General features: G+C 38.8%; 23 protein-coding genes. 21 read left to right on the top strand and 2 right to left on the bottom strand.

The genetic code is table 11. The annotated features are described in order from the left end of the window. The first annotated feature begins 3 nt into the window (after positions 1 to 3). The 5 genes from ACYQ2D_RS04580 to ACYQ2D_RS04560 all read left to right on the top strand — a co-directional run bounded on the left by ACYQ2D_RS04580 (position 4) and on the right by ACYQ2D_RS04560 (position 4899). Positions 4 to 1713 (top strand): S1C family serine protease, encoded by a 1710-nt coding sequence (locus ACYQ2D_RS04580; RefSeq protein WP_459784758.1) that lies wholly within the window; start codon positions 4 to 6, stop codon positions 1711 to 1713. A 172-nt stretch (positions 1714 to 1885) separates the two neighbouring features. Then, positions 1886 to 2152 carry a spore coat associated protein CotJA gene (locus ACYQ2D_RS04575; RefSeq protein ID WP_117457495.1) on the top strand — a complete coding sequence of 89 codons (267 nt, stop codon included), beginning with the start codon at positions 1886 to 1888 and terminating at the stop codon, positions 2150 to 2152. Continuing rightward, positions 2149 to 2406, top strand: coding sequence for a spore coat protein CotJB (locus tag ACYQ2D_RS04570; protein ID WP_117457496.1), 258 nt, complete (start codon positions 2149 to 2151; stop codon positions 2404 to 2406). Before ACYQ2D_RS04575 ends, ACYQ2D_RS04570 begins: the two co-directional genes overlap by 4 nt. A 44-nt stretch (positions 2407 to 2450) precedes the next feature. Beyond that, positions 2451 to 3089 (top strand): manganese catalase family protein, encoded by a 639-nt coding sequence (locus ACYQ2D_RS04565; protein WP_117457497.1) that lies wholly within the window; start codon positions 2451 to 2453, stop codon positions 3087 to 3089. A gap of 217 nt (positions 3090 to 3306) precedes the next feature. After that, entirely contained in the window at positions 3307 to 4899 is a 1593-nt protein-coding gene (locus ACYQ2D_RS04560; RefSeq protein ID WP_459784756.1) for a DEAD/DEAH box helicase, read from the top strand. 100 nt (positions 4900 to 4999) lie between these two features. Here the strand turns inward: ACYQ2D_RS04560 and ACYQ2D_RS04555 are convergent, their stop codons facing one another. Then, positions 5000 to 5800, bottom strand: a complete 801-nt coding sequence (locus tag ACYQ2D_RS04555) for a DNA-3-methyladenine glycosylase family protein (RefSeq protein ID WP_459784755.1) — start codon at positions 5798 to 5800, stop codon at positions 5000 to 5002. A 390-nt stretch (positions 5801 to 6190) separates the two neighbouring features. Further along, on the bottom strand, positions 6191 to 7612 hold the full coding sequence (gene clpX, locus ACYQ2D_RS04550; protein ID WP_459784754.1) for an ATP-dependent Clp protease ATP-binding subunit ClpX: 1422 nt from the start codon (positions 7610 to 7612) through the stop codon (positions 6191 to 6193). 216 nt (positions 7613 to 7828) lie between these two features. On the opposite strand from clpX, the gene ACYQ2D_RS04545 reads away from it, so the two are divergent. The 16 genes from ACYQ2D_RS04545 to spoIIIAC all read left to right on the top strand — a co-directional run bounded on the left by ACYQ2D_RS04545 (position 7829) and on the right by spoIIIAC (position 24256). Then, positions 7829 to 9649 carry a glycerophosphodiester phosphodiesterase gene (locus tag ACYQ2D_RS04545; protein WP_118700942.1) on the top strand — a complete coding sequence of 607 codons (1821 nt, stop codon included), beginning with the start codon at positions 7829 to 7831 and terminating at the stop codon, positions 9647 to 9649. Positions 9650 to 9764: 115 nt separating this feature from the next. Beyond that, positions 9765 to 9998 (top strand): acyl carrier protein, encoded by a 234-nt coding sequence (gene acpP / locus ACYQ2D_RS04540; protein ID WP_022304460.1) that lies wholly within the window; start codon positions 9765 to 9767, stop codon positions 9996 to 9998. Positions 9999 to 10103: 105 nt separating this feature from the next. Further along, a complete protein-coding gene (gene fabD, locus ACYQ2D_RS04535) occupies positions 10104 to 11024 on the top strand; it encodes an ACP S-malonyltransferase (RefSeq protein ID WP_459784752.1) in 921 nt (306 codons plus the stop codon). Positions 11025 to 11116: 92 nt separating this feature from the next. Beyond that, positions 11117 to 11857, top strand: a complete 741-nt coding sequence (fabG, locus tag ACYQ2D_RS04530; RefSeq protein WP_117457501.1) for a 3-oxoacyl-[acyl-carrier-protein] reductase — start codon at positions 11117 to 11119, stop codon at positions 11855 to 11857. A gap of 9 nt (positions 11858 to 11866) precedes the next feature. After that, positions 11867 to 13102, top strand: coding sequence for a beta-ketoacyl-ACP synthase II (fabF, locus tag ACYQ2D_RS04525; RefSeq protein WP_022304457.1), 1236 nt, complete (start codon positions 11867 to 11869; stop codon positions 13100 to 13102). Positions 13103 to 13115: 13 nt separating this feature from the next. Beyond that, entirely contained in the window at positions 13116 to 13565 is a 450-nt protein-coding gene (gene accB, locus ACYQ2D_RS04520) for an acetyl-CoA carboxylase biotin carboxyl carrier protein (RefSeq protein WP_118700941.1), read from the top strand. Between the two features lie 10 nt (positions 13566 to 13575). Beyond that, on the top strand, positions 13576 to 14004 hold the full coding sequence (fabZ, locus tag ACYQ2D_RS04515) for a 3-hydroxyacyl-ACP dehydratase FabZ (RefSeq protein WP_022304455.1): 429 nt from the start codon (positions 13576 to 13578) through the stop codon (positions 14002 to 14004). Between the two features lie 12 nt (positions 14005 to 14016). Then, positions 14017 to 15357, top strand: a complete 1341-nt coding sequence (locus ACYQ2D_RS04510; protein ID WP_022304454.1) for an acetyl-CoA carboxylase biotin carboxylase subunit — start codon at positions 14017 to 14019, stop codon at positions 15355 to 15357. Positions 15358 to 15372: 15 nt separating this feature from the next. After that, positions 15373 to 17106 (top strand): acetyl-CoA carboxylase carboxyltransferase subunit alpha, encoded by a 1734-nt coding sequence (locus ACYQ2D_RS04505; protein WP_459784751.1) that lies wholly within the window; start codon positions 15373 to 15375, stop codon positions 17104 to 17106. Between the two features lie 38 nt (positions 17107 to 17144). Next, a complete protein-coding gene (locus ACYQ2D_RS04500) occupies positions 17145 to 18194 on the top strand; it encodes an NAD(P)H-dependent flavin oxidoreductase (protein WP_117457503.1) in 1050 nt (349 codons plus the stop codon). A 163-nt stretch (positions 18195 to 18357) separates the two neighbouring features. After that, on the top strand, positions 18358 to 19812 hold the full coding sequence (gene gltX, locus ACYQ2D_RS04495; protein WP_022304451.1) for a glutamate--tRNA ligase: 1455 nt from the start codon (positions 18358 to 18360) through the stop codon (positions 19810 to 19812). Between the two features lie 203 nt (positions 19813 to 20015). Further along, entirely contained in the window at positions 20016 to 21887 is a 1872-nt protein-coding gene (locus ACYQ2D_RS04490; RefSeq protein WP_459784750.1) for an ATP-dependent helicase, read from the top strand. After that, positions 21884 to 22450 (top strand): 4'-phosphopantetheinyl transferase family protein, encoded by a 567-nt coding sequence (locus ACYQ2D_RS04485; protein ID WP_459784749.1) that lies wholly within the window; start codon positions 21884 to 21886, stop codon positions 22448 to 22450. The genes ACYQ2D_RS04490 and ACYQ2D_RS04485 overlap by 4 nt, the downstream gene beginning before the upstream one ends. Positions 22451 to 22534: 84 nt before the next feature. Beyond that, positions 22535 to 23506: a stage III sporulation protein AA gene (gene spoIIIAA, locus ACYQ2D_RS04480; protein WP_459784748.1), complete on the top strand. Its 972-nt coding sequence runs from the start codon at positions 22535 to 22537 to the stop codon at positions 23504 to 23506. Next, on the top strand, positions 23500 to 24021 hold the full coding sequence (locus ACYQ2D_RS04475; RefSeq protein ID WP_117457507.1) for a stage III sporulation protein AB: 522 nt from the start codon (positions 23500 to 23502) through the stop codon (positions 24019 to 24021). The genes spoIIIAA and ACYQ2D_RS04475 overlap by 7 nt, the downstream gene beginning before the upstream one ends. A 40-nt stretch (positions 24022 to 24061) precedes the next feature. Continuing rightward, positions 24062 to 24256, top strand: a complete 195-nt coding sequence (spoIIIAC, locus tag ACYQ2D_RS04470) for a stage III sporulation protein AC (protein ID WP_022304448.1) — start codon at positions 24062 to 24064, stop codon at positions 24254 to 24256.

Raw genomic sequence — 24256 nt, 5'->3', positions numbered from 1 at the left:
ACTATGAGTGAAGAATTCAAGAATGAATTTGATGAAAATAAAGAAACAGAGACAGATAATGTAAATACGCAGGAAGAAACAGAGACTGTTTTTGAAGATAATGCGTCTAAGCCGGAAGAAACAACAAATGAAAGTGCAGTGACACAAGAACCGGGAAATGCGCCAACACCGGAAAATCCGGTTTATGCAAGAGCATACCAGCCGCATGAACAGCGGGAGGCCACAAAAGAAGAGTGGTATCAGGAAGCACAGCAGGAACAGAAACAGCAGCAAAGTTATAATGCTTATCAGTTTACTGCTCCGGAATCAAAGAAGCCAAACAGATCCGGAAAGAAGTTAAACGGACAAGGCAGAAAATTTGGCACAGTCGTTGCGACAGCGGTTGTGTTTGGTCTGGTTGCAAGTGCAGTTTTTCAGGGGACAAATTATGTGGGAAGTAAATTAAATCCACAGGGAAAAAAATCTGTTCAGGTACAGTCTACACAGACAATCAGTCAAAATAAATCATCTGATTCAGAAGAAAGTGTATCAGGAAGCACTGAGGGAACTTCAAGCGTAAGTCAGGTTGCCCAAAATGCAATGCCGTCAATTGTATCGATTGTAGGAGTCAGCGTTCAGGAGATTCCACAGATTTATCAGTACTTTGGATATGGACAACAGCAGGAAACTCAGAGCAGTGGTTCTGGAATTATTGTAGGACAAAATGATACCGAGCTTTTGATTGCAACAAATAATCATGTAGTCAGCGGAACAAATTCTCTTACCGTGTGCTTCACAAATCAGGACGGAAGTGCAGTAACCGGAAATGGTGACGTGGAAAAGACCAGTGCCGAAGGTGAAAGCGGCAGCACAAATCAGGATGGTCAGGACAGCAGTTTGGATGATGTTCAAAGCGGTGCGGTATCTGCACAGATTAAAGGTACGGATGCAGATAATGATCTTGCTGTTATTTCAGTAAAATTGGAGGATATTCCGGAAGATGTATTAAGTGAGATTAAAGTGGCAACAATTGGAGATTCTGATTCCCTTCAGATGGGTGAACAGGTTGTTGCAATTGGAAATGCACTTGGATATGGTCAATCTGTGACAAGTGGTTATGTCAGTGCATTAAACCGTCAGGTAAGTTCAGATGATACAGATGGAACTTTTATTCAGACTGATGCAGCAATTAACCCTGGAAACAGTGGTGGTGCACTTTTGAATATGAAAGGTGAACTGATTGGTATTAACTCTGCAAAGATTGCTTCTGATGAAGTGGAAGGAATGGGATTTGCGATTCCGATTTCAAAGGCAGAACCAATCCTTGATGAGATGATGAATCAGGAAACCCGTTACAAAGTAGAAGATGAAGATAAAGCAGCATATATTGGAATTACCTGTGAAAATGTAACCAGTGATGTCAACCAGATGTATGGAATCCCTCAGGGAGTTTATGTAGATACTGTAGTAGAAGGTGGACCGGCAGAAGAAGCAGGAATCAAAAAAGGTGATGTCATTACTAAGATTGATGGTACTGCGATTGATGCATACAAAGATTTGGTAGACAGACTGGAATACTATGAAGCCGGAGAAACCGTAGAATTAGAAGTTTACCGTGCACAGGATGGAGAATATAACGCTCAGAAAATCAGTGTGACTTTAGGAGCAAAGAAAGATGCGCCGAGCACAAATTCTTCTTCTAATCAGCAGCAAAATGAAAAAAATAATAAATAGTAAAAAGAGATATCAGAATACCGTAGGAATGTTGTTTGTTCCTGCGGTATTTTTTTGATAAGTTCCAAGAAAAGTCAAATGCCTTACCATGCAAGCATGAAAGTCATTTGAACTTTCTGACCCTTGATATCATAATATAATACTGTATCTTTTATTTTTAGGGATTATTATTATGGAAAGATATTGTATGCAAAATCATTATACCTGCCGTTCAAACAGGATGTCAGAGAATCGTTCTATGCAAAACCGTCCGTTTAGTGGGGACTGTTTTGATGACACTGCTATTTATAAACATGCAGACCATCTGCCTCTTACAATGGCTTATGTTCCGATGCAGAAATTCTCTGGAATATTTTCTCTTCAGAAGAGTCTGTCTTGTGGAACTGTTTTTCCGGAGCTTTGTAAACCATTTTGTGGAAAGAGAGGTCGTTGCAGATGAATCAGTGTCGTGAACAAACTGCCCTGTTTCAATATATCAATGAAGTTAGTTTTGCAATCAATGATATGAATTTGTATTTAGATACGCATCCGGAAGATAAAAAGGCATTGGCATTTATGGAAGAGCACGTAAAAATGCGCAAACGTGCGTTAAAAGAATATGCTATGAAATACGGACCACTTACAATTGATACGACCGATGACAGACAGAGTTGTTCATGGGACTGGGTGATGCAGCCCTGGCCATGGGAATAATCAAATTGGAATAAAGAAAAAGAGCAGAAAGGAAAGTATTTGTTATGTGGAATTATGAAAAACGGCTTCAGTTTCCGGTTAATATTAAAACGCCAAATGCGAAACTGGCGTTATTTATCATGAGCCAATACGGTGGCCCGGACGGTGAAATCGGAGCATCCATGCGTTATCTTTCTCAGCGTTTTACCATGCCAAACCGTATTGCAATGGGAACGTTAAACGATATCGGTACGGAGGAACTTGCACACCTTGAGATTGTTTCTACAATCGTGCATCAGCTGACCAGAAACCTTTCTATGGAAGAGATTGAACAGTCGGGGCTTGGACCATATTATATTGACCATACCGTGGGAATCTGGCCTCAGGCAGCAGGAGGTATTCCATTTAATGCCTGTGAGTTTCAGTCAAAGGGCGATCCGATTACGGATTTATTTGAAGATTTGGCAGCAGAACAAAAAGCAAGGAGTACTTATGATAATATCCTGCGTGTCGTAAAAGATTCTGAAGTAGCAGAGCCGATTCGTTTCCTGCGTGCAAGAGAAATTGTGCATTTCCAGCGTTTTGGTGAAGCACTTCGTTCAGTACAGGAAGAATTGGATTCGAGGAATTTTTATGCATTTAATCCAAGTTTTGATGCACCTTGCCAGGCCTTTTGCGAATCTACGACAAAGAATGGGAATTAAGTCAAACGTAAAATAATTTGACAATTGATTATGATTCTGTTATCATAGTTTTCGCTGACTAAGTTTTGTGAGATGCCACAATAAGCATTACGAGCGCTTACTGTGGCATCTATTTTTCTGTCAATTCATAGAAAAGCAGGTGAAAAAGTCTTGAGATTGTTTTTATTGTTATTTCTATTGATTCACAGATGCCTACTAATAGAAAGGAAATTTATATATGGAAACCATTACATTTGAAGAACTCGGCTTATGTCCTGAAATTGAAAGAGCAGTCCGTTTTATGGGATTTGAGGAAGCTTCTCCAATTCAGACAAAAGCAATTCCGGCTATTATCAGCGGAAAAGATATTATCGGACAGGCACAGACCGGAACTGGAAAAACCGCTGCATTTGGTATTCCACTTCTTCAGAAGATAGACCCGAAAAATAAAAAGCTTCAGGCAATTGTACTTTGTCCGACAAGAGAGCTTGCAATACAGGTTGCAGATGAAATTCGTAATCTTGCGAAATATATGCACGGAATCAAGATTCTTCCAATTTACGGGGGACAGGATATTGTGAAACAGATTCGTTCTTTAAAGAACGGAACTCAGCTTGTTATCGGAACTCCGGGTCGTGTGATGGATCACATGCGCAGAAAGACTGTAAAGATGGACCATATTCATACAGTTGTGCTTGATGAAGCAGATGAAATGTTAAACATGGGATTTCGTGATGATATTGAAACTATTTTAAGTGGTGTTCCAGAAGAACGTCAGACTGTTTTATTTTCTGCAACAATGCCAAAACCAATTTTGGAAATCACAAAGAAATACCAGAATCATGCAGAGTTAATTAAAGTAACCAAAAAAGAGCTGACCGTTCCGAATATCGAACAGTTTTATTATGAAGTAAAACCAAAAAATAAAGAAGAAGTGTTATCCCGCTTATTAGATATTTATTCTCCAAATCTTTCTGTTGTATTTTGTAATACGAAAAAACAGGTAGATAATCTGGTAACAGCTTTAATCGGAAGAGGATATTTTGCAGCCGGATTACACGGAGATTTAAAACAGTCTCAGCGTGACCGCGTGATGCAGAGTTTCCGTACCGGAAAAACAGAGATTCTTGTTGCAACAGACGTTGCTGCACGAGGAATTGATGTCGATGATGTCGAAGCTGTTTTCAACTATGATTTGCCACAGGATGAAGAATATTATGTACATCGTATCGGTCGTACCGGACGTGCCGGAAGAGGCGGACATGCATTTTCTTTTGTCAGCGGAAAAGAAATGTATAAATTAAAAGAAATTCAGAGATACTGCAAGACAAAGATTTATGCACAGAAAGTGCCGTCTATCAATGATGTTGCAAACACTAAGATGGAACATATCCTTGCAAAGGCAGATTCAGTAATTGAGCGTGAAAATCTTTCTCTTATGTTAGATGCCATCGAAGAACGTGTCAATGCGTCTGAGTATACGACAATGGATATGGCAGCGGCCCTGCTTAAAATGTATATGGGAATGGTAAAAGAAGAAACCGAAGAGGAAGAAATAACAGATTTTGGAGATACCGGTGCAGAAGAACCGGGAATGGTTCGTCTGTTTATCAATATTGGTAAAAAGCAGAAAATTCGTCCAGGTGATATTTTAGGCGCAATCGCCGGTGAGAGCGGAATGCCTGGAAAATTAATCGGAACAATCGATATGTTTGATAAATATACCTTTGTTGAAGTACCAAGAGAATATGCCTCAGAAGTCTTAAAAGCAATGAAGAGTGCAACAATCAAAGGAAATCATATTGCAATTGAACCTGCAAATCGTAAATAGCTTTTTTGAGTCCAGTAAAAAGTGCTGGACTCATTTTTTTATTGCATAGAATAGTATAGGTAAGTATCAAATGGAAAATTACATTTTATTAGATTTTGATTTACAAGTCATAAAAGAACATGTACTGTTGTAAAATTCCGGCATATCCATTATATTTCTCATAAGGAAATCCATCCGGATAATGTTCAGCTAAAATTTTTTTTACGTGTGTATCAATCGGAAAAGCATCTACGTGATGCAGAGCAAATAAAGCAATGCAGGCTGCCACTTTATTTCCGATGCCATATTGGTCTGTCAGCATTTTATGAGCAGTCGCAGTATCCTGTTTTTTTAATGTTTCAAGGGAAAAAGAGCCGTCTGCTACGGAACAGGCCATTTTATAAATATATTTGTCACGGTATCCAAGTCCAAGACCGGCAAGTCCTTCCATTTTGGCAGAGGCAAGAGTTTCACTTTCAGGAAAAGTGTAATAAATTTTGTCTTCTGGGGTTATTTTTTTCTCTCCGAATTTTTCACAGAGAGCCGCTACGCTTTTTCGGATTCTCGGAATATTATTATTTTGCGAAATTAGAAATGTAATGATGATTTCCCATAAATCCTGATTTAAAATTCGCATGCCCCATCCATAATTCACAGCTTTGGTAAGGTAACTATCGTTTTTGTCTACAGAGGCTTTTATTTTGTGATAATCTGTTTTCAAATCAAAATAAGATTCCCAGATTTCTTTAAACTCAGTTTCAGAACAGTCAAAGAGTACCTGCTCATTTTTTTGGATGATTCGCAGATGCTTTCCAAATGCAACATTAGAGAAACTGCCATCTTTTTCTTTATGAATACGGAAACATTGCCCGGATTTTGCAATTTGTTCAATACTAAAATCTTTGATTTGTTTTTCTATCATGAGTGTTTTTCTTTCTTTAATAATTTTATGTTGGTTATAGAATTTATAAAATTTTTTAATTTTTAAAAATGAAAAAATGGATTCTACCTTTTCCAGAACGGTCCCGGTAAAATCCTGTAATATCCACAAGAGCAGCGGAAGAGATGCAGTTAGAATATCTTTTTTTATCAAGGGAAAACTTCTCCCGAACGGGACCGACCTCATAAGAAAAGACTCTAAAATTACTATATCGAACTTTACTAGCTTTGTCAAGAAAATTGTCGATATCTTCCAAAAAAAACGACATTATACGATAAAATTCGTATAATTTGACAAAAATCGACAAGCGAACACTTTTTATAAAATAAGAGAAGAATCCTGCATTAGGATTCTTCTCATTCGACTTAAGCTTTATAACTCTTTTGTTTCAAGCTGTAATACGGTCTGACCTCTTGGAATAATTCTTGGTCCGCCAGAGTGTTCAATATATTCTTTTGTAAGGATAACTTCTCCGATATTATCATCTTTTGGGATTTCATACATGATATCCAGCATGTATTCTTCTAAGATTGCACGAAGCGCACGGGCTCCGGTATGTTTTTCCAATGCCATTTTTGCAATCGCATGAAGTGCTCCTTCTTCAAATTCAAGTTTTACTTCATCCAGTGCCAGTAATTTCTGATATTGTTTTAAAATTGCATTTTTTGGTTCTTTTAAAATCTGAACAAGCATTTCTTCAGATAGACCGTCCAGTGTAAAGATAATCGGAAGACGTCCTAAAAATTCCGGAATCATACCAAATTTCTTTAAGTCATCAACAGTTACTTTATTTAAAAGCTTGCTGTCATTGTCATATTTATCTTTTAAGTCTGCCATGAATCCAATAGAAGCCTGTTTATTTAAACGTTCTTTAATGATGGATTCAAGGTCGGGAAATGCTCCGCCACAGATAAATAAAATATTTTTGGTATCTACAGTTGCAAGTGGAACCATTGCATTTTTGCTGTTGGCACCTACCGGAACTTCAACCTCGCTGCCTTCTAAAAGTTTTAACATTCCCTGCTGTACAGCTTCCCCGCTGACATCTCTTTGATTGGTATTTTTCTTTTTGGCGATTTTATCAATTTCATCGATAAAAATAATTCCGTGTTCTGCCTTTTCTACGTCATTATCAGCGGCTGCAAGCAGTTTGCTTACAACGCTTTCGATGTCATCCCCGATATAGCCGGCTTCGGTAAGAGAAGTAGCATCTGTGATTGCAAGCGGTACATCAAGCAGTCTTGCCAGTGTCTTGACCAGATAGGTTTTTCCACTTCCGGTTGGTCCAATCATAAGCATATTGGATTTTTCGATTTCAATTTCATCGGCATTGTCTGCAAATACTCGTTTATAATGATTGTAAACGGCCACAGACATTACTTTTTTTGCATATTCCTGTCCAATTACATAAGAATCCAGGCTTTCTTTGATTTTATGAGGTGCCGGTATACTGCGGATATCAAATACCTTTTTGGCGATTTTTTCATTTGCTTCTTTTTCAGGCTGAGCTTTTTTCTTTTTAATTCTCTGTTTTTTTGGAATTTCATTTTGTAATGAATTTAAATCAACCATGCTGATGTTGGGCATGTTTTTCATTAATTCACTGTAATCCATCGGCATATTGTTCATAGAATTAAAACTCTTCTGCATACAGTCCATGCAGACGTGAATTCCGCCCGGAATATCGATCATTTTTCCGGCTTTGCTTTCCGGACGTCTGCAGATAAAGCAGACATTTTCATAATCTTCTTTGTTTTCTTCTTCCTGTTCTAAATAATCCTTATCTTCTGCCATAGTTTCCCCTGCTTTCCATCTATCTATATGATTTTTGTTCTCTGTATAAGCTTATATGTCTGTGGGTATCTTAACATAATTCATAAATTCGAACAAGTAAACTTTTCATGAAAAAAGTCTAAAATGAAAAAACCCAAAGATAGGTCTTGTATGTAAGGTGGTAGATTTGGTAAAATAAAAACAATAAGTTAAAAAAGCAAAGAACAGGAAAAAAAGATGATACTAAGAATTAAAAGTATGTGGAAGATGATAAAATATAATATGATAAGTCTGCTTTTGTTTGAAGCAGGATATCGGGTTGCTACTTTTTTAATTATTACAAATTTGACTTCAACAGCAGTTAATTACTCTTTAAAAAAGCGCAATTTCAGTTATCTGACAGCAGAAAATTTCCACAAATTTTTACAAAATCCAACTTCCCTGATTTTTCTTTTTGGAATTTTATTGCTGATTTTATTTTTCTTTTTAATAGAAATTTCAGCGGTTTTATCCTGTTTTTCCCATTCCTATCAAAAACGAAAAATCTATACCAGTGATATGTTGATTGAAGGAATCCGACGGACGTTACATTTTTTAAAACACAGTCAGAGCTCCTGGATTATATGTATTTTGATGGCAGCTCCGTTTTTGTCGGTCTATTTTTTAATTATGGAAATCTCTTATTTTGGAGTGCTTCAGTACAGTGTGATGCAGATCTATAAATGGGTGAAGCCACACTGGATTTTATATCTGGCGGTTGGAGTTATTTTGGTGATTTCTTTTCTGGCGGTATTTTCGCTTCCCTATTGTTTGCTGGAGGAAAGAAAAAGCAGCAGAGGATTAAAATCAGGATGGATTCTTTTAAAATGGCACTGGAAGCGAATTATTTTAGGTTTTGTGGCACTCCATATCGTGATGCTTGCAGTTATCATGGGTGTTTATTTTCTGGCAAATGCCACAGCTTCCGGTTATGCAATTTTAAGCAAACCAAAGTCAGCAGTTGTAAGCGCAGTGCTTGTCTATAATGACTGGATTCGTATGGGAATCGGTATCTTTGCAGGAGCACTCCAGCTGATGCTGAGCCTTGCCTTTGTTTATTTTATTTATGCGCGTTACCATATCCAGAAAAAAAGTGAAGCGGGAATTGCTGCTATTTTCAGACAGAAATTATGGTATCAGAAAATCGGTCAAAGAAGAGCAGCGGCCATCTTTACTGCGATTTTACTCGTCATGGAAGGTTCTTATCTGGTTGTACTGGCTTCTGACCATAGCAGTGCCGTAAACAGTCTGATGAGTACAACCGGAGTCACTGCACACAGGGGAGGGGCTCTTATGGCACCGGAAAATACAATTAGTTCTCTGGATTATACTATAAAATGTGGAGCAGATTACGCAGAGATTGACGTGCAGGAAACAGCCGATGGGGAATTGGTTCTCCTGCATGATAATTCTCTAAAACGAACGGCGGGTGTAAAGAAGAATGTATGGGAAATGACTTATGCAGAGATTGCACAGCTTGATGCAGGTTCAAGTTTTAATAAAAAATTTCGTGGGGAAAAGATTCCAACATTAGATGAAGTATTGAAATTCTGCAGGGGAAAACTGGATTTGAATATTGAAATTAAATACAATGGGCAAAATAAAGGAATTGTAAAGAAAGTTGTGCGTATAATAGAACAGAACCATTTCGAGGATCATTGTGTGGTTACTTCGATGAATTATTCGTTTTTGAAGCAAGTGAAAAAGGCAAATCCTGACATCCGTACCGGATATATCATGACGATGACTTATGGAACCATTTCACGGATAGAAGCAGCAGACTTTTTCAGTGTGAAATATACTTATGTGGATGAGGCGTTTGTGAGGGAAGCACATTCTCTTGGTAAAGAAGTACATGCCTGGACGGTGAATTATCGTGGAGATATTAAGCGGATGCTGGATGTGGGCGTGGATAATATTATCACGGATAATCCGGTTTTAGTGAGAAAAGTTAAAAACCAGGAAAGTGATATGCAGACTGACTTTTGGGATTTAATGCGCTATGCATTTAAGATGTGAGAAAAAACTGTTGACAAATAGTGGCAAAGAAGATATACTTTGAGCATCAAAGTAATTTTGAGCCTAATTGAAAAAAATAAAAAATGAGATATATTTTATAAGGAGATTAAAGATTATGTTAGAAAAAATGAGAGAAATTATTGCAGAACAGTTGAATTGTGACGAAGGAGAAATCAACGTAGATACTTCTTTTAAAGATGACTTAGGAGCGGATTCCTTAGATTTATTTGAATTAGTTATGGCTTTAGAAGATGAATATTCTGTAGAAATTCCGGCAGAAGAACTTCAGGAATTAACAACAGTTGGTGCTGTTATTGACTATTTAAAAAATAAAGGCGTAGAAGAATAAGAAAGACTGGAATCTGCCGCAATGGTAAGAAATAACTCTTGCGGCAGATTCTTTTTAGGTAAATAGTTTGAAATACAAAATATTCTAGTTTCAAAGGAGTTTTATATGAGCAAGACAGCTTTTATTTTTCCGGGACAGGGAGCACAATATACCGGCATGGGAAAAGATTTTTACGAAGAAATTCCTGTGTGCAGGGAAATGATTGATTTAGCAGGAGAAGTTACTGGTCTTAATATGCCGGCACTGTTATTTGAAGAAAACGAAGAGTTAAATATTACAGAATATACACAGATTGCAATGCTTAGTGTGGAAGTTGCCATTTTAAAGGCATTGGAAGCACAGGGAGTGAAAGCAGATGTGACTGCCGGCTTAAGTCTGGGTGAATACGCTGCCTGTGTCTGTGCAGGAACTCTTTTAGAAAAAGATGCTTTTTTACTGGTCAGAAAAAGAGGAATTTTAATGCAGGAGGCAGTTCCGAGTGGCGGTGCAATGGCAGCAGTAATGGGAACAGGTGCCGATTTGATTGAAGAAATCTGTGAAAAGACGGAAGGAATTGTATCGATTGCCAATTATAACTGCCCGGGGCAGATTGTCATTACCGGAGAAAAAGAGGCTGTAGAAAGAGCATCCGAGGCATTAAAAGAAGCTGGAGCAAGAAGGATTGTTCCTTTAAAGGTATCTGGTCCATTTCATTCTGCAATGCTTGAGCAGGCTGGAGAAGCACTTGGAGAAGTATTGGATGCAATAGAGGTAAAGAAACCGGAAATTCCTTATGTGACAAATGTGACAGCACAATATGTGACCAAGGCAGAAGAAGTCAGACCACTGCTTGTTAAACAGGTTTCCTCTTCTGTAAAATGGCAGCAGTGTGTAGAAGCGATGATTGAAGATGGGGTAGATACCTTTGTGGAAATCGGACCTGGAAAAACCTTAAGTGGATTTATGAGAAAAATTAACCGGAATGTGACCGTTATGAATATTCAGAATAAAGAAGAGTTTGAAACGGTAGTAAATTGTTTGAAATGATTTAACCAAATCAAGCAAGTAGCGAAAGCGGATTGCGAATATCCGCTTGACAATAAACGGATTTGAAATTTGAAATTAAGAAAGGCAGAATCATGTTAGAAGGAAAAATCGCATTAGTAACCGGCGCAGGAAGAGGAATCGGAAGAGCAGTTGCCTTAAAACTTGCAGGGCAGGGTGCAGTGGTAGTGGTAAATTATAACGGCTCGAAAGAAAGAGCCGAAGAAGTCGTAAAAACCATTTTGGAAAATGGAGGAACTGCATCTGCATATCAGTGCAGTGTCAGTGATTTTGAAGCCTGCGAAAAAATGATAAAAGATGTGATTGCACAGTATGGACATCTTGATATTTTGGTAAATAATGCCGGAATTACAAGAGATGGACTGATTATGAAAATGAAAGAAGAAGATTTTGATGCTGTCATTGAGACAAATTTAAAAGGAACATTTAATACAATTCGTCACACAACGAGATGGATGTTAAAACAAAAAGGCGGAAAAATCATCAATATTTCTTCAGTGTCCGGAATCCTTGGAAATGCGGGACAGGCAAATTATGCAGCAAGCAAGGCTGGTGTGATTGGTCTGACGAAAACAATGGCAAGAGAACTTGCAAGCCGTGGAATTACCGTCAATGCGGTTGCACCGGGATTTGTGGAAACGGATATGACAGAGGTGTTACCGGAGGCTGTGAAAGAAACTTCCTGTAAACAGATTCCGCTTGGAAGATTTGGAAAACCAGAAGAAATTGCAAATGCAGTTGCATTTTTAGCATCAGAAGAAGCAGATTATATCACAGGTCAGGTCATCAGTGTCGATGGCGGAATGAGCATGTAGGAGGACGTTATGAGACGAGTAGTAATAACAGGAATGGGAGCAATCACTCCGCTTGGATTAAATGTAGAAGAGTTCTGGAACGGATTAAAAGAAGGCAGACATGGATTTGGAGAAATTACCCGTTTTGATGCCTCTGAATATAAAGCACATCTTGCCGGTGAAGTAAAAGGATTTGTCGGAAAAGAATTTATGGATGCAAAGGCAGCAAAGAGAATGGAACTGTTCTGCCAGTATGCGGTCGCAGCCACAAAAGAAGCCATCGAAGAGGCAGGTCTTGACATGGAGAAAGAAGATGCTTACCGTGTGGGCTGTTCGGTTGGTTCAGGAATCGGAAGCCTTCAGGCAATGGAGCGTGAACACACCAGATTATTAGAAAAAGGACCAAACAGAATCAATCCTTTATTAGTACCAATGATGATTTCCAACATGGCAGCGGGAAATGTATCGATTCAGTTTGGATTAAAAGGAAAGAGCTTAAATGTCGTAACTGCCTGTGCAACAGGAACAAACTGTATCGGTGAAGCTTATCGCAGTATTCAGTTTGGTGATGCAGATGTCATGGTAGCAGGTGGAACAGAAGCCGCAATCAGTCCGATTGGAATTGGCGGATTTGCTGCATTGACTGCACTTTCAAAATCCACAAATCCAGACCGTTGTTCGATTCCGTTTGATAAAGAGCGGGATGGATTTGTAATGGGAGAGGGCGCTGGAATTGTCGTATTGGAAGAATTGGAACATGCGAAAAAACGTGGTGCAAAGATTTTAGCAGAAGTCGTGGGATATGGAGCAACCAGCGATGCCTATCATATCACTTCTCCGGCAGAAGATGGAGAAGGTGCTGCAAATGCAATGGCAAATGCCATCAAGGAAGCAAAAATTCAGCCGGAAGAGGTTACTTATATCAACGCACATGGAACAAGTACCCATCACAATGACTTATTTGAGACAAGAGCAATTAAAAAATTGTTTGGGGAACATGCCTATAAGATGAAAATCAATTCTACAAAATCCATGATTGGACATCTTTTAGGAGCAGCGGGAGCAGTGGAAGTGATTGCCTGTGTAAAACAGATGGAAAACAATTATGTACATACAACAGCAGGATATCAGGTAAAAGATGAAGAATGTGACTTGGATTATGTAGCGGGAAGCGGAGTAGGAATGGAAATTCCGTATGCACTGACAAATTCTCTGGGGTTTGGTGGACATAATGCCAGTCTGTTGCTTAAGAAATGGAATGACTAGGAGGTAGCTTAAAATGGAATTTGAAAAAATGATTGAATTAATCAAGACCGTCAGTGATTCTAATCTGACGCAGTTCCAGATAGAAGAAGACGGATTTAAGCTTTCCATGAAAACAGATAAACAGTCCAAAGTAGTAGTTCAGAAGCAGGAAAGCGTACCAAAAGAAATTCAAAGTGTTGCGATGGATGAGATTAAACCGGCAGAACAAAAAGAAATCAAAAAAGCAGAGGGAAATGTTGTGAAATCTCCATTAGTTGGAACATTTTACAGTGCCTCTTCACCGGATTCTGCCCCATTTGTAAAAGTAGGAGATACCGTAAAAAAAGGTCAGGTACTTGGTATTGTAGAAGCGATGAAACTTATGAATGAAATCGAGTCCGAATTTGACGGAGTCGTAAAAGAAATTCAGATTGAAAATGAACAGGTTGTAGAATATGGACAGCCATTATTTGTCATTGGTTAGGAGAAATCAGATGAAGCTTACAACAAAAGAAATTATGGAGATTATTCCTCATAGACAGCCATTTTTATTAATTGACACGATTGAAGAATTAGAGCCGGGTGTACGTGCAGTCGGAAGAAAATGTGTCAGCTACAACGAGCCATATTTTGCAGGACATTTTCCACAGGAGCCAGTGATGCCAGGCGTTTTACAGATTGAGGCACTTGCGCAGGTCGGTGCTGTTGCAATTTTAAGCAAGCCGGAAAATAAAGGAAAAACTGCTTATTTTGGTGCAATTAACAATGCGAAATTTAAGACAAAAGTCGTTCCGGGTGATGTGTTAACGTTAGAGCTTGAAATTATAAAAGAAAAAGGACCGATTGGAGTAGGAAAAGCGGTTGCCAAAAATCAGGAGGGCAAGATTACAGTCTCAGCAGAACTGACATTTGCAATCGGATAGGAGTGTGGAAAAATGTTTCATAAAATATTAATTGCAAATCGCGGAGAAATTGCGGTCCGTATTATCAGAGCGTGTCGTGAAATGGGAATTAAGACGGTTGCGGTTTATTCGGAAGCAGACAAAGATGCGCTTCATGCCCAGCTTGCAGATGAAGCAGTCTGTATTGGACCGGCTCCGGCTTCGGAAAGTTATTTAAATATGGAACGAATTTTAAGTGCGACGGTGGCAACAAAGGCAGAAGCGATTCATCCGGGATTTGGCTTTCTCTCTGAGAACAGTAAATTTGTCCGAATGTGTGAAAAATGCAATGTGGTATTTATCGGTCCGTCTGCAGATGTAATTGACAAAATGGGAAATAAATCGCAGGCGAGAAAGACCATGCAGGAAGCCGGAGTACCAGTCGTTCCAGGCACAAAAGAGCCGGTTTATACTGCAAAAGAAGCTTTAGAAGAAGCAAAAAAAATCGGATTTCCGATTATGATTAAAGCATCCTCCGGTGGTGGAGGAAAAGGAATGAGAGTTTCTGAAAGTGAGGCAGATTTTGAAGAAAATTTTAATACTGCACAAAGAGAATCCATTAATTCCTTTGCAGATGATACAATGTATCTGGAACGCTATGTGGGACGTCCTCGTCATGTAGAAGTACAGATTTTAGGAGATAAATTCGGAACAGCCGTTCAGCTTGGAGAACGTGACTGTTCGATTCAGAGACGTCATCAGAAGATGATAGAAGAATCTCCATGTTGTGCAATTACTAAAGAAATCAGAAAAAAAATGGGTGAAACTGCAGTTCGTGCGGCAAAGGCAGTCGGATATGAAAGTGCCGGAACGATTGAATTTTTACTTTCAGAAACCGGAGAATTTTTCTTTATGGAAATGAATACCCGAATTCAGGTGGAACATCCGGTGACAGAGTTTGTCTCAGGCGTGGATTTGATTAAAGAACAGATTCGTATTTCGGCAGGACTTCCGATTTCTGTTAAGCAGGAGGAAATTCAGGTTAAGGGTCATGCAATTGAATGTCGAATCAATGCAGAAAATCCGAAGAAAAATTTCATGCCGTGTCCGGGAAAGATTGAAAATCTGTATCTTCCGGGAGGAAACGGAGTAAGAATTGATACCGCAGTTTACAGTGGTTATCAGATTCCGCCCAATTATGATTCAATGATTATGAAAGTGATCGTATATGACAAAGACAGGGAGTCTGCAATCGCAAAGATGCGAAGTACGCTTGGGGAAGTCGTCATTGAAGGGGTTCAGACAAATCTGGATTTTCAGTATGATATTTTAAATCAGAAAGATTTTTTAGAAGGAAACGTAACCACACATTTTATTGAAGAACATTATGAGTAGTAAGGAGCAGGCGAAATGTCCAGATTGAAGGATTTATTTAAAAAATCGACAAATGAATCAGCCAAAACAGAAGAAATAAATGAAGCCCAGTTTGGTCCGTCTGTACCAGAAGGTCTGTGGGTAAAATGTCCAAAATGCGGAGAACTGCTTTATAAAGAAGATGTAGTAAAAAACAGTTATGTCTGCCCAAAATGTCAGGGATATTTTAGAATGAAGGCAAAGACGAGAATCCGCATGATTGCAGATAAGGGAAGTTTTAAAGAGTGGAGTACGGATATTAAGACAAAGAACTTTTTGAATTATCCGAATTATGAAGAGAAAATTGCCGAAGTGCAGGAAAAGACTCACTTAGAAGAAGCAATCAAAATCGGAGAAGCCCAGATTGATAAGACAAGAGTCGTGCTTGGAGTCTGTGATGCCCGTTTTTTAATGGGAAGCATGGGATATGTGGTAGGAGAGAAAATTACCAGAGCATTTGAATGTGCGACAAAAGAAAAGCTTCCGGTTATTTTATTCTGCTGTTCGGGCGGAGCAAGGATGCAGGAGGGAATGGTTTCTTTAATGCAGATGGCGAAAACCTCTGCGGTAATTAAAGCACACAGCAAAGCAGGACTGCTCTACATTCCGGTTCTGACAGACCCGACAACAGGAGGAGTGACCGCAAGTTTTGCAATGCTTGGAGATATTATTCTGGCAGAGCCTGGAGCACTGATTGGATTTGCCGGTCCAAGAGTGATTGCACAGACAATTGGACAAAAACTTCCGGAAGGATTCCAGCGTTCTGAATTTTTAGTAGAACATGGAATTATTGATGGAATTGTAAAACGAAATGATTTACGAAGAACCTTGTCCGGTCTTGTAAAACTGCATGAGCGAAATGCAAGTTATAGTCAGTTTAATAAAATTTGTTTTCAGGGTGAACAGAAACAGAAAATCGAAACAAAGAAGCGAAGAACCAGAAAAAAAGAAATGACTGCATGGGAGCGGGTAGAAATAGCTCGTGATTCTAAAAGACCAACCAGTTTGGATTATATTGGAAAGATATTTGATACCTTTATGGAACTGCATGGAGACCGTGCCTTTCGAGATGATGGGGCAATGATTGGTGGACTTGCATTATTGGACGGACAACCGGTTACGGTTATTGGAGTACAAAAGGGTCGTAATACAAAAGATAATATTACGAGAAATTTTGGGATGCCGTCTCCGGAAGGGTATCGAAAAGCACTTCGACTGATGAAACAGGCAGAAAAATTTAATCGTCCGATTATCAATTTTATTGATACTCCCGGAGCATTTTGTGGAATTGAAGCAGAAGAACGCGGACAGGGAGAAGCGATTGCCAGAAACTTAATGGAAATGTCGGATTTAAAAGTTCCGGTTTTAAGTATTGTAATCGGAGAAGGCGGAAGTGGTGGTGCACTTGCCATCGGTGTTGGAAATGAAGTCTGGATGCTGGAAAATGCCACTTATTCGATTTTATCGCCGGAAGGATTTGCCTCTATCTTATGGAAAGACAGCAAAAAAGCAAAAGAAGCTGCGGAAATTATGAAAATTACGGCAAAGGATTTAAAAGCACTTGGAATTATTGAACAGGTGATTGAAGAACCGTATCCGGCATGTGAAGAAAACTTAGAAGAAATTTCTGAGAATATGAAAACGAAGATGCGAGAATTTCTTCAGAGAATGGATAAAAAAACAAAAGAAGAACTGGCAGAAGACCGTTATGAACGTTTCCGCAAGATGTAAGAACTTAAGAAGATAAGAAGAAATAGGCAGGAAAAAATATGAGCAAATCATTAAAAATAGGGGATTTGGAAGTAAAAATTCCGGTTGTGCAGGGCGGAATGGGCGTTGGAATCAGTCTTTCAGGACTTGCAGGAAATGTCTCTGCCTGTGGCGGGCTTGGTGTGATTTCAACCGCTCAGATAGGCTGGAGAGAACCGGATTTTTATGAAAAACCATTTGAGGCAAATTTCCGTGCAATTGAAAAAGAAATTAAAAAGGCAAGAGAACTGGCAAAAGGCGGAGTGCTCGGAGTGAATATCATGGTGGCAACACAGCGTTATGAAGAGTATGTAAAATCAGCCGTAAAAGCCGGAATTGACATTGTTATTTCCGGAGCCGGACTGCCGATTGACCTTCCCAAATATGTAGAGGGAAGCAAAACAAAGATTGCACCGATTGTCTCTTCTTTGAAATCTTTGACGGTTATCTGCAGGATGTGGGAGCGAAAATATCAGACAGCACCGGATTTGGTTGTGATTGAAGGACCAAAAGCAGGCGGACATCTTGGATTTTCAAGAGAAGAATTAGAAACTGTTACAGATGAGGCTTACGATGACGTGATTGTCTCGATTATTGAAAAAGTAAAAGAGTATAGTGAAAAATTCTCAAAAAAGATTCCAGTAGTAGTTGCCGGCGGAATTTATGAGCGAAAAGATATGGAACACGTTATGAAACTTGGCGCAGATGGAGTTCAGATGGGAACAAGATTTGTGACAACGAAAGAATGTGATGCCGACGAAGCCTACAAGCAAAGCTACATCAAGGCAAAAAAAGAAGATATAAAGATTGTACAAAGTCCGGTTGGGATGCCGGGACGTGCGATTTTAAATCCATTTCTGGAAAAAGTAAAAACAGAAAAATGCAAAATCAAACACTGCTATCAGTGTATTGTGACCTGCGATAAAAAGACGATTCCATACTGCATTACAGAAGCGCTGGTTAATGCAGCAGAGGGCAGAGTAGATGAAGGTCTGCTGTTTTGCGGAGAAAATGCATATCGTGCAGATAAGATAGAAACAGTAGCAGAGATTATGGAAGAGTTTCGATAAACCGATAACAAAAAGAGTCCTGAAATCAGGATTCTTTTTTGTTTATCAGGTATTTCAAGAATAGTTAGCACTTGAAAAGTCAAAATTCATAAGGTATAATTTTAGTCGTATCGATGGAGTCGAGAAAAAAGTCTGAAAAAGACGATTTTTAAGGAGATAGAAAATGAGTACAGTAAGAACAAGATTCGCACCAAGCCCGACAGGAAGAATGCATGTCGGAAATTTAAGAACTGCATTATATGCTTATTTAATTGCAAAACATGAAAACGGAAGTTTTATGCTTCGTATTGAAGATACCGACCAGGAACGTTTCGTAGACGGAGCACTGGATATTATTTACCGTACACTGGCAAAAACAGGTCTGGTTCATGATGAAGGTCCGGATAAAGATGGCGGATATGGTCCTTATGTTCAGAGTGAAAGAAATGCACAGGGAATTTATTTAAAATATGCAAAACAGTTAATTGAGCAGGGAGATGCTTATTACTGTTTCTGTACCAAAGAACGTCTGGAATCTTTAAAATCCAACGTTGGAGAAGATGGAAAAGAAATCTCTGTTTATGATAAACACTGCCTGCATTTAAGCAAAGAAGAAGTTGAAGCAAAACTGGCAGCAGGAGAACCGCATGTTATTCGTTTTAACATGCCGACAGAAGGTACAACAACCTTCCATGATGATATTTATGGAGATATCACCGTACAGAATGATGAATTAGATGATTTAATTCTGATTAAATCCGATGGATATCCGACTTACAACTTTGCAAACGTAATCGATGACCATCTGATGAACATCACACATGTAGTAAGAGGAAATGAATATCTTTCTTCTTCACCGAAATACAATCGTATTTATGAAGCATTTGGATGGGAAATCCCGACTTATGTACACTGTCCGTTAATCACAAACGAAGAACATAAAAAATTAAGCAAACGTTCCGGACATTCTTCTTATGAAGATTTATTAGAGCAGGGATTCTTAACAGAAGCAATCGTAAACTACGTTGCACTGCTTGGATGGTGTCCACAGGACAATCGTGAGATTTTCAGCCTTGAAGAACTGGTAAAAGAATTTGATTACCATCACATGAGCAAATCTCCGGCTGTGTTTGACATGACAAAATTAAAATGGATGAATGGCGAATACATTAAAGCAATGGATTTTGATAAATTCTATGAAATGGCACTTCCATACATTCAGAGTGTAATTAAAAAAGACTTAGACTTAAAGAAAATTGCACAGATGGTAAAAACCAGAATCGAAGTATTCCCGGACATTCCGGATTTAATTGACTTCTTTGAAGCAGTTCCGGAATACGATGTTGCAATGTATACTCATAAGAAAATGAAAACAAATCCGGAAATTTCTTTAGAAGTATTAAATAAAATCATTCCGGTATTAGAAGCACACGAAGATTACACAAACGATGCATTATACGAATTATTGTGTGGATTTGCAAAAGAAAACGGATACAAAAACGGACAGATTTTATGGCCGATTCGTACCGCACTTTCAGGAAAACAGATGACACCTGCCGGTGCAACAGAAATCCTTGAAGTACTTGGAAAAGACGAATCCATTATACGTTTAAAAGCAGCAGTAGAAAAACTTTCTTAATTCAACAAATATAGCAAGGATTCTCCCACCTCTATAGGTGGTGAGAGAAATTGCAAACAGAAAGGTTAACGGCAGTGATGGGCGGAGAGAAATCGGTATCCCCCACTGACATGAGGTAAACCACAGTCAGCGTTTTGCTGACATGTCAGACGCTGTGAAATTACCGACTGTGGGTTGAAACAATTTGAACTGGAGAAAAGTAAATGAAAGAAAATTCAGCACAAAACCGTGCGATTTCCCATGATAAAGGACCGATGATGCTTCTTGCCGGTCCTGGTTCAGGGAAAACAACGACGATTACAAAACGAGTGGTGAATTTAATACAAGAAAAAAAAGTGACTCCTTCTTCTATTCTGGTGGTGACCTTTACAAAGGCTGCTGCCAGAGAGATGAAGGAGCGTTTTTTACGCCTGTGTAAAGAAAAAAATGTGAATGCGCCTTATGAACAGGTTACCTTTGGTACGTTCCATGGTGTTTATTACACTATTTTAAAATATGCTTATCACTTAAATGCGCAGAATATTTTAAGTGAAGAGCGTAAATATGATATCTTAAAAGAAATTGTATATCGCCAGAAGCTTACGATAGAAGATGAAAAAGAATTTTTTCAGGGACTGGTACAGGAAATTTCCATGGTAAAAAACGGACGGATTCCACTCGAACATTATTATTCAGCCAATTGTCCGGATGATACATTCCGTGCGATTTATCAGGCTTATGTGAAGCGATGCAAAGCTTCAAAACTGCTTGATTTTGATGATATTTTATTATATACTTATGAACTTTTGACAAACCGAAATGATATTTTAAGAGGCTGGCAGAAGCGTTTTTCCTATATTTTAGTAGATGAATTTCAAGATATTAATCAACTGCAGTATGATGTGGTAAAACTGCTTGCAAAGCCGGAAGATAATTTATTTATCGTAGGAGATGATGACCAGTCGATTTATGCCTTTCGAGGCGCAAAACCGGAGATTATGCTGCATTTTCCAGAGGATTATCCAGATGCAAAAACAGAACTCTTAGCCTGCAATTACCGTTCTGCTTCTACTATTGTAGAACTCTCACAGAAAGTGATTTCAAAAAACTTAAGACGTTATAAGAAAGAATTGTTTGCAGATAAAATGGGTGGAAAACCTGTAACAATACAGGTATTTGAAGATGGAAAACAGGAAGAACTATATGTGAAAAGTCAGGTGAAGGAGCTGTTAAAAAAGGGAATTCCTTATGAAGAGATGGCAGTTTTGTACCGCACCAATTCCGGAGCACGTTTTCTTGTGGAAACCCTGATGCGGTACCAGATTCCATTTTGTATGCGGGATACGCTTCCAAATCTTTATGAACACTGGATTGCGCAGGATGTGATTTCTTATATCCATATTGCAATGGGTGAGAGAAGCCGAAGAGAGTTTTTACGGATTATGAATCGTCCCAACCGCTATTTTTCAAGGGACGCTTTGGATGAGGCACAGGTTTCTTTTGAGGGACTGCGTTGGTTCTATGAGGAAAAAGACTGGATGTGTGACCGGATTGATAAACTCGAAGAAGATTTGAATACATTAAAACGTATGACACCCTATGGCGCGATTAATTATATCCGTTATGGAATCGGCTATGAAGAATACTTAAAAGAGTACGCAGGGTATCGGAAAATTAAGTCAGAAGAATTGTTTGAAGTGATGGAAGAACTGGCTTCAAGTGCAAAAAACTTTAAGTCATTTTCGGAATGGTTTGTCCATATAGAAGAGTATACACAGCAGTTAAAAGAACAGGCAAAAAAACAGGTTTCAGAGAAAAAAGGAATTACGATATCTACTCTGCACAGTATCAAAGGACTTGAGTTTGATGCAGTCTTTTTAATGGATGTTAACGAGGGTTCCCTTCCCTATCATAAGGCAGTGACAGAGAGCAGTATAGAAGAAGAACGACGTCTGTTTTATGTGGGAATTACAAGGGCACGGAAATTTTTATGGATTTTATATGCAAAGAATCGACATGACAAAGAATTGGAAGTCTCCAGATTTTTAACGGAAAGCGGTCTGGTATTAAAAGAAGAGAAGGATAAGAAAAAATGACAAATCAGATATGGATTTACTATGGAAAAATAGAAAATCTGGTAAAAGAAGAAAGTTCAAAACAAAAGCGGGAACGAACAGCCGGAAGACTACTGTTGTTAAATGCAATAAAGAAAAGAAACATCCAAACCATTCAAAATCTGGAAGAACTAGAACAGTCTATTGAAATCGGAGCACATGGAAAACCGTATTTTAAAGACAAAACCCGCTTTCCTTTTTTTAATATCAGCCATTCCGGAGACTATGCAGTCTGTGCAGTGGCAACTTGTGAAATCGGAATTGATATCCAAAAAATACAATCTTACAGTCCAAGGCTTTTAAGACGGATCTTAACGAAACAGGAGCTGTTACAGCTTGAACAGTCAGAGGAAAAAGAATCTTTCTTTTGCAGTCTCTGGAGCCAAAAGGAAAGCTATGTAAAGTGGAGTGGTCAGGGAATTACGAGAGAACTTGACACTTTAGAAAAAAATGCATGGCAGGAAAGTTTTTCAATCGAGGATTACTGGGTCTGTGTAACAGCACAGTCTGCGTGTGAAATTGAGTGCATAAAAGAATCAGAATAAAAAAAGATAAAGGAAAGCGGCAAGAAAGAAATTCCTGTATTAAATAAAGATTGTCCTCATATATTATTTTAAGAGGTGAAAAAGATGAAAGAAAAGGGAATTACATATCTCTTTCCTGCTAAAATACGGGAAATACTCGAAAAGACCGGATTTGATTTGGAAGAGCTTTATGAAATCAGGCTTCGGGTTAATGCTCCGATGATTGTAATCTACGGTGGGAAAGAATACTTTGTTGCGAAAGATGGAAGGCTGACCAAAAATATGCAGAATGTCTGCATGATTGAGGCAGAAGATTTGCGGGAAACAATGGAATATGTCAGTAATTATTCCATGTATGCATTTGAAGAGGAAATCCGAAAGGGATTTATTACAATTCAAGGCGGGCATCGGGTCGGAATAGCCGGAAAAACCGTCTTAGATGGGGATAAAATAAAAAGTCTAAAATACATATCTTATATCAATCTGAGATTATCACATCAGATAAAGGGGTGTGCGACCCCAATTCTCCCTTATATTATGAAAAAAAATAATGTGTGTCATACCTTGATTATTTCTCCGCCGATGTGCGGAAAAACAACGCTGCTTCGGGATTTAATCCGCCAGGTCAGTGACGGGAATCGTTATCTTGAGGGGAAAACGGTGGGAGTGGTGGATGAACGTTCTGAGATTGCAGGCTCTTATCAGGGAATTCCGCAAAATGATTTGGGAATCCGTACGGATATTTTGGACTGTTGTCCAAAAGCGGAGGGCATGATGATGCTGATTCGTTCGATGTCTCCGGAAGTGGTTGCAGTGGATGAGCTTGGCGATTATGAAGACATTCATGCGATTGAGTCAGTCATTCACTGTGGCTGTAAGTTATTTGCAACCGTTCATGGTAGTTCCATTGATGATATGAAGCGAAAACCGCTGATGCAGAGACTCATGCAGGAAAAAGTGTTTGAACGCTATATTATTTTGCAAAATAAGGACAGGGCAGGACAGGTCAAGGCAATTTTTGATGAAAGAGGAACGTGTCTGTATGACCAAAACCGAAAAAAGGGAATTTTATGTTAAGAGTGGCAGGTGCATGTCTGATATTAAGTGCGTCCTCTTTGCTGGGTGTACAAAAAAGCAGGCAGTTTACAAAAAGAATCGAACAGCTTCAGGAATTACAACGGATTGTGCTGTTGATTCAAGGAGAGATTCTTTATAAGAACGCAGCACTTCCGGAAGCCTTAAGAAGCAGTGCCGGAAAAGTAAAAGTACCGTTTGATTCTTTTTTAAGACAGACAGCAGGAAGGGCAGATGCCTTTGATGGAGTCCGTTTTTCTGATTTGTTTGAGACAGAAATAAAAGAGCAGTTAAAAGGTACAGCACTTACAAAAGAAGATAAAGAGGAATTTGCCCGTTTTGGAGAATCGCTTGGATATCTGGATGTGGAAATGCAGAAAAATGCAATGAAGCTTTATTTAAAAGAACTCGAACAAAAAATTGAATATCTGCAAAAAGAAATTCCACAAAAAAGAAAATTATATCAAAGTCTGGGGGTCATGGGGGGAATCTTTCTTTTGATTTTGCTCTGGCAGTAAAAAATCGAAAAAAAGCTGAAATTGCAGGGGAGGGAAGTACTTGGAAGTTACGATTTTATTTAAAATTGGAGCAGTCGGAATTCTTGTTTCGGTACTTTGTCAGATTTTAAAACACAGCCAGAGAGAAGAACTTGCTTTTCTCACCAGTCTTGCAGGGCTTTTAGTCGTACTGTTCTGGGTGCTTCCTTATATTTACGAACTCTTTCAGACGATTGAAGATTTGTTTTCTTTGTAG

This window comes from Blautia stercoris, from assembly GCF_054657695.1.
Note: the sequence above shows the minus strand (reverse complement) of the source record. Positions and strands in the feature narration are given on the sequence as shown.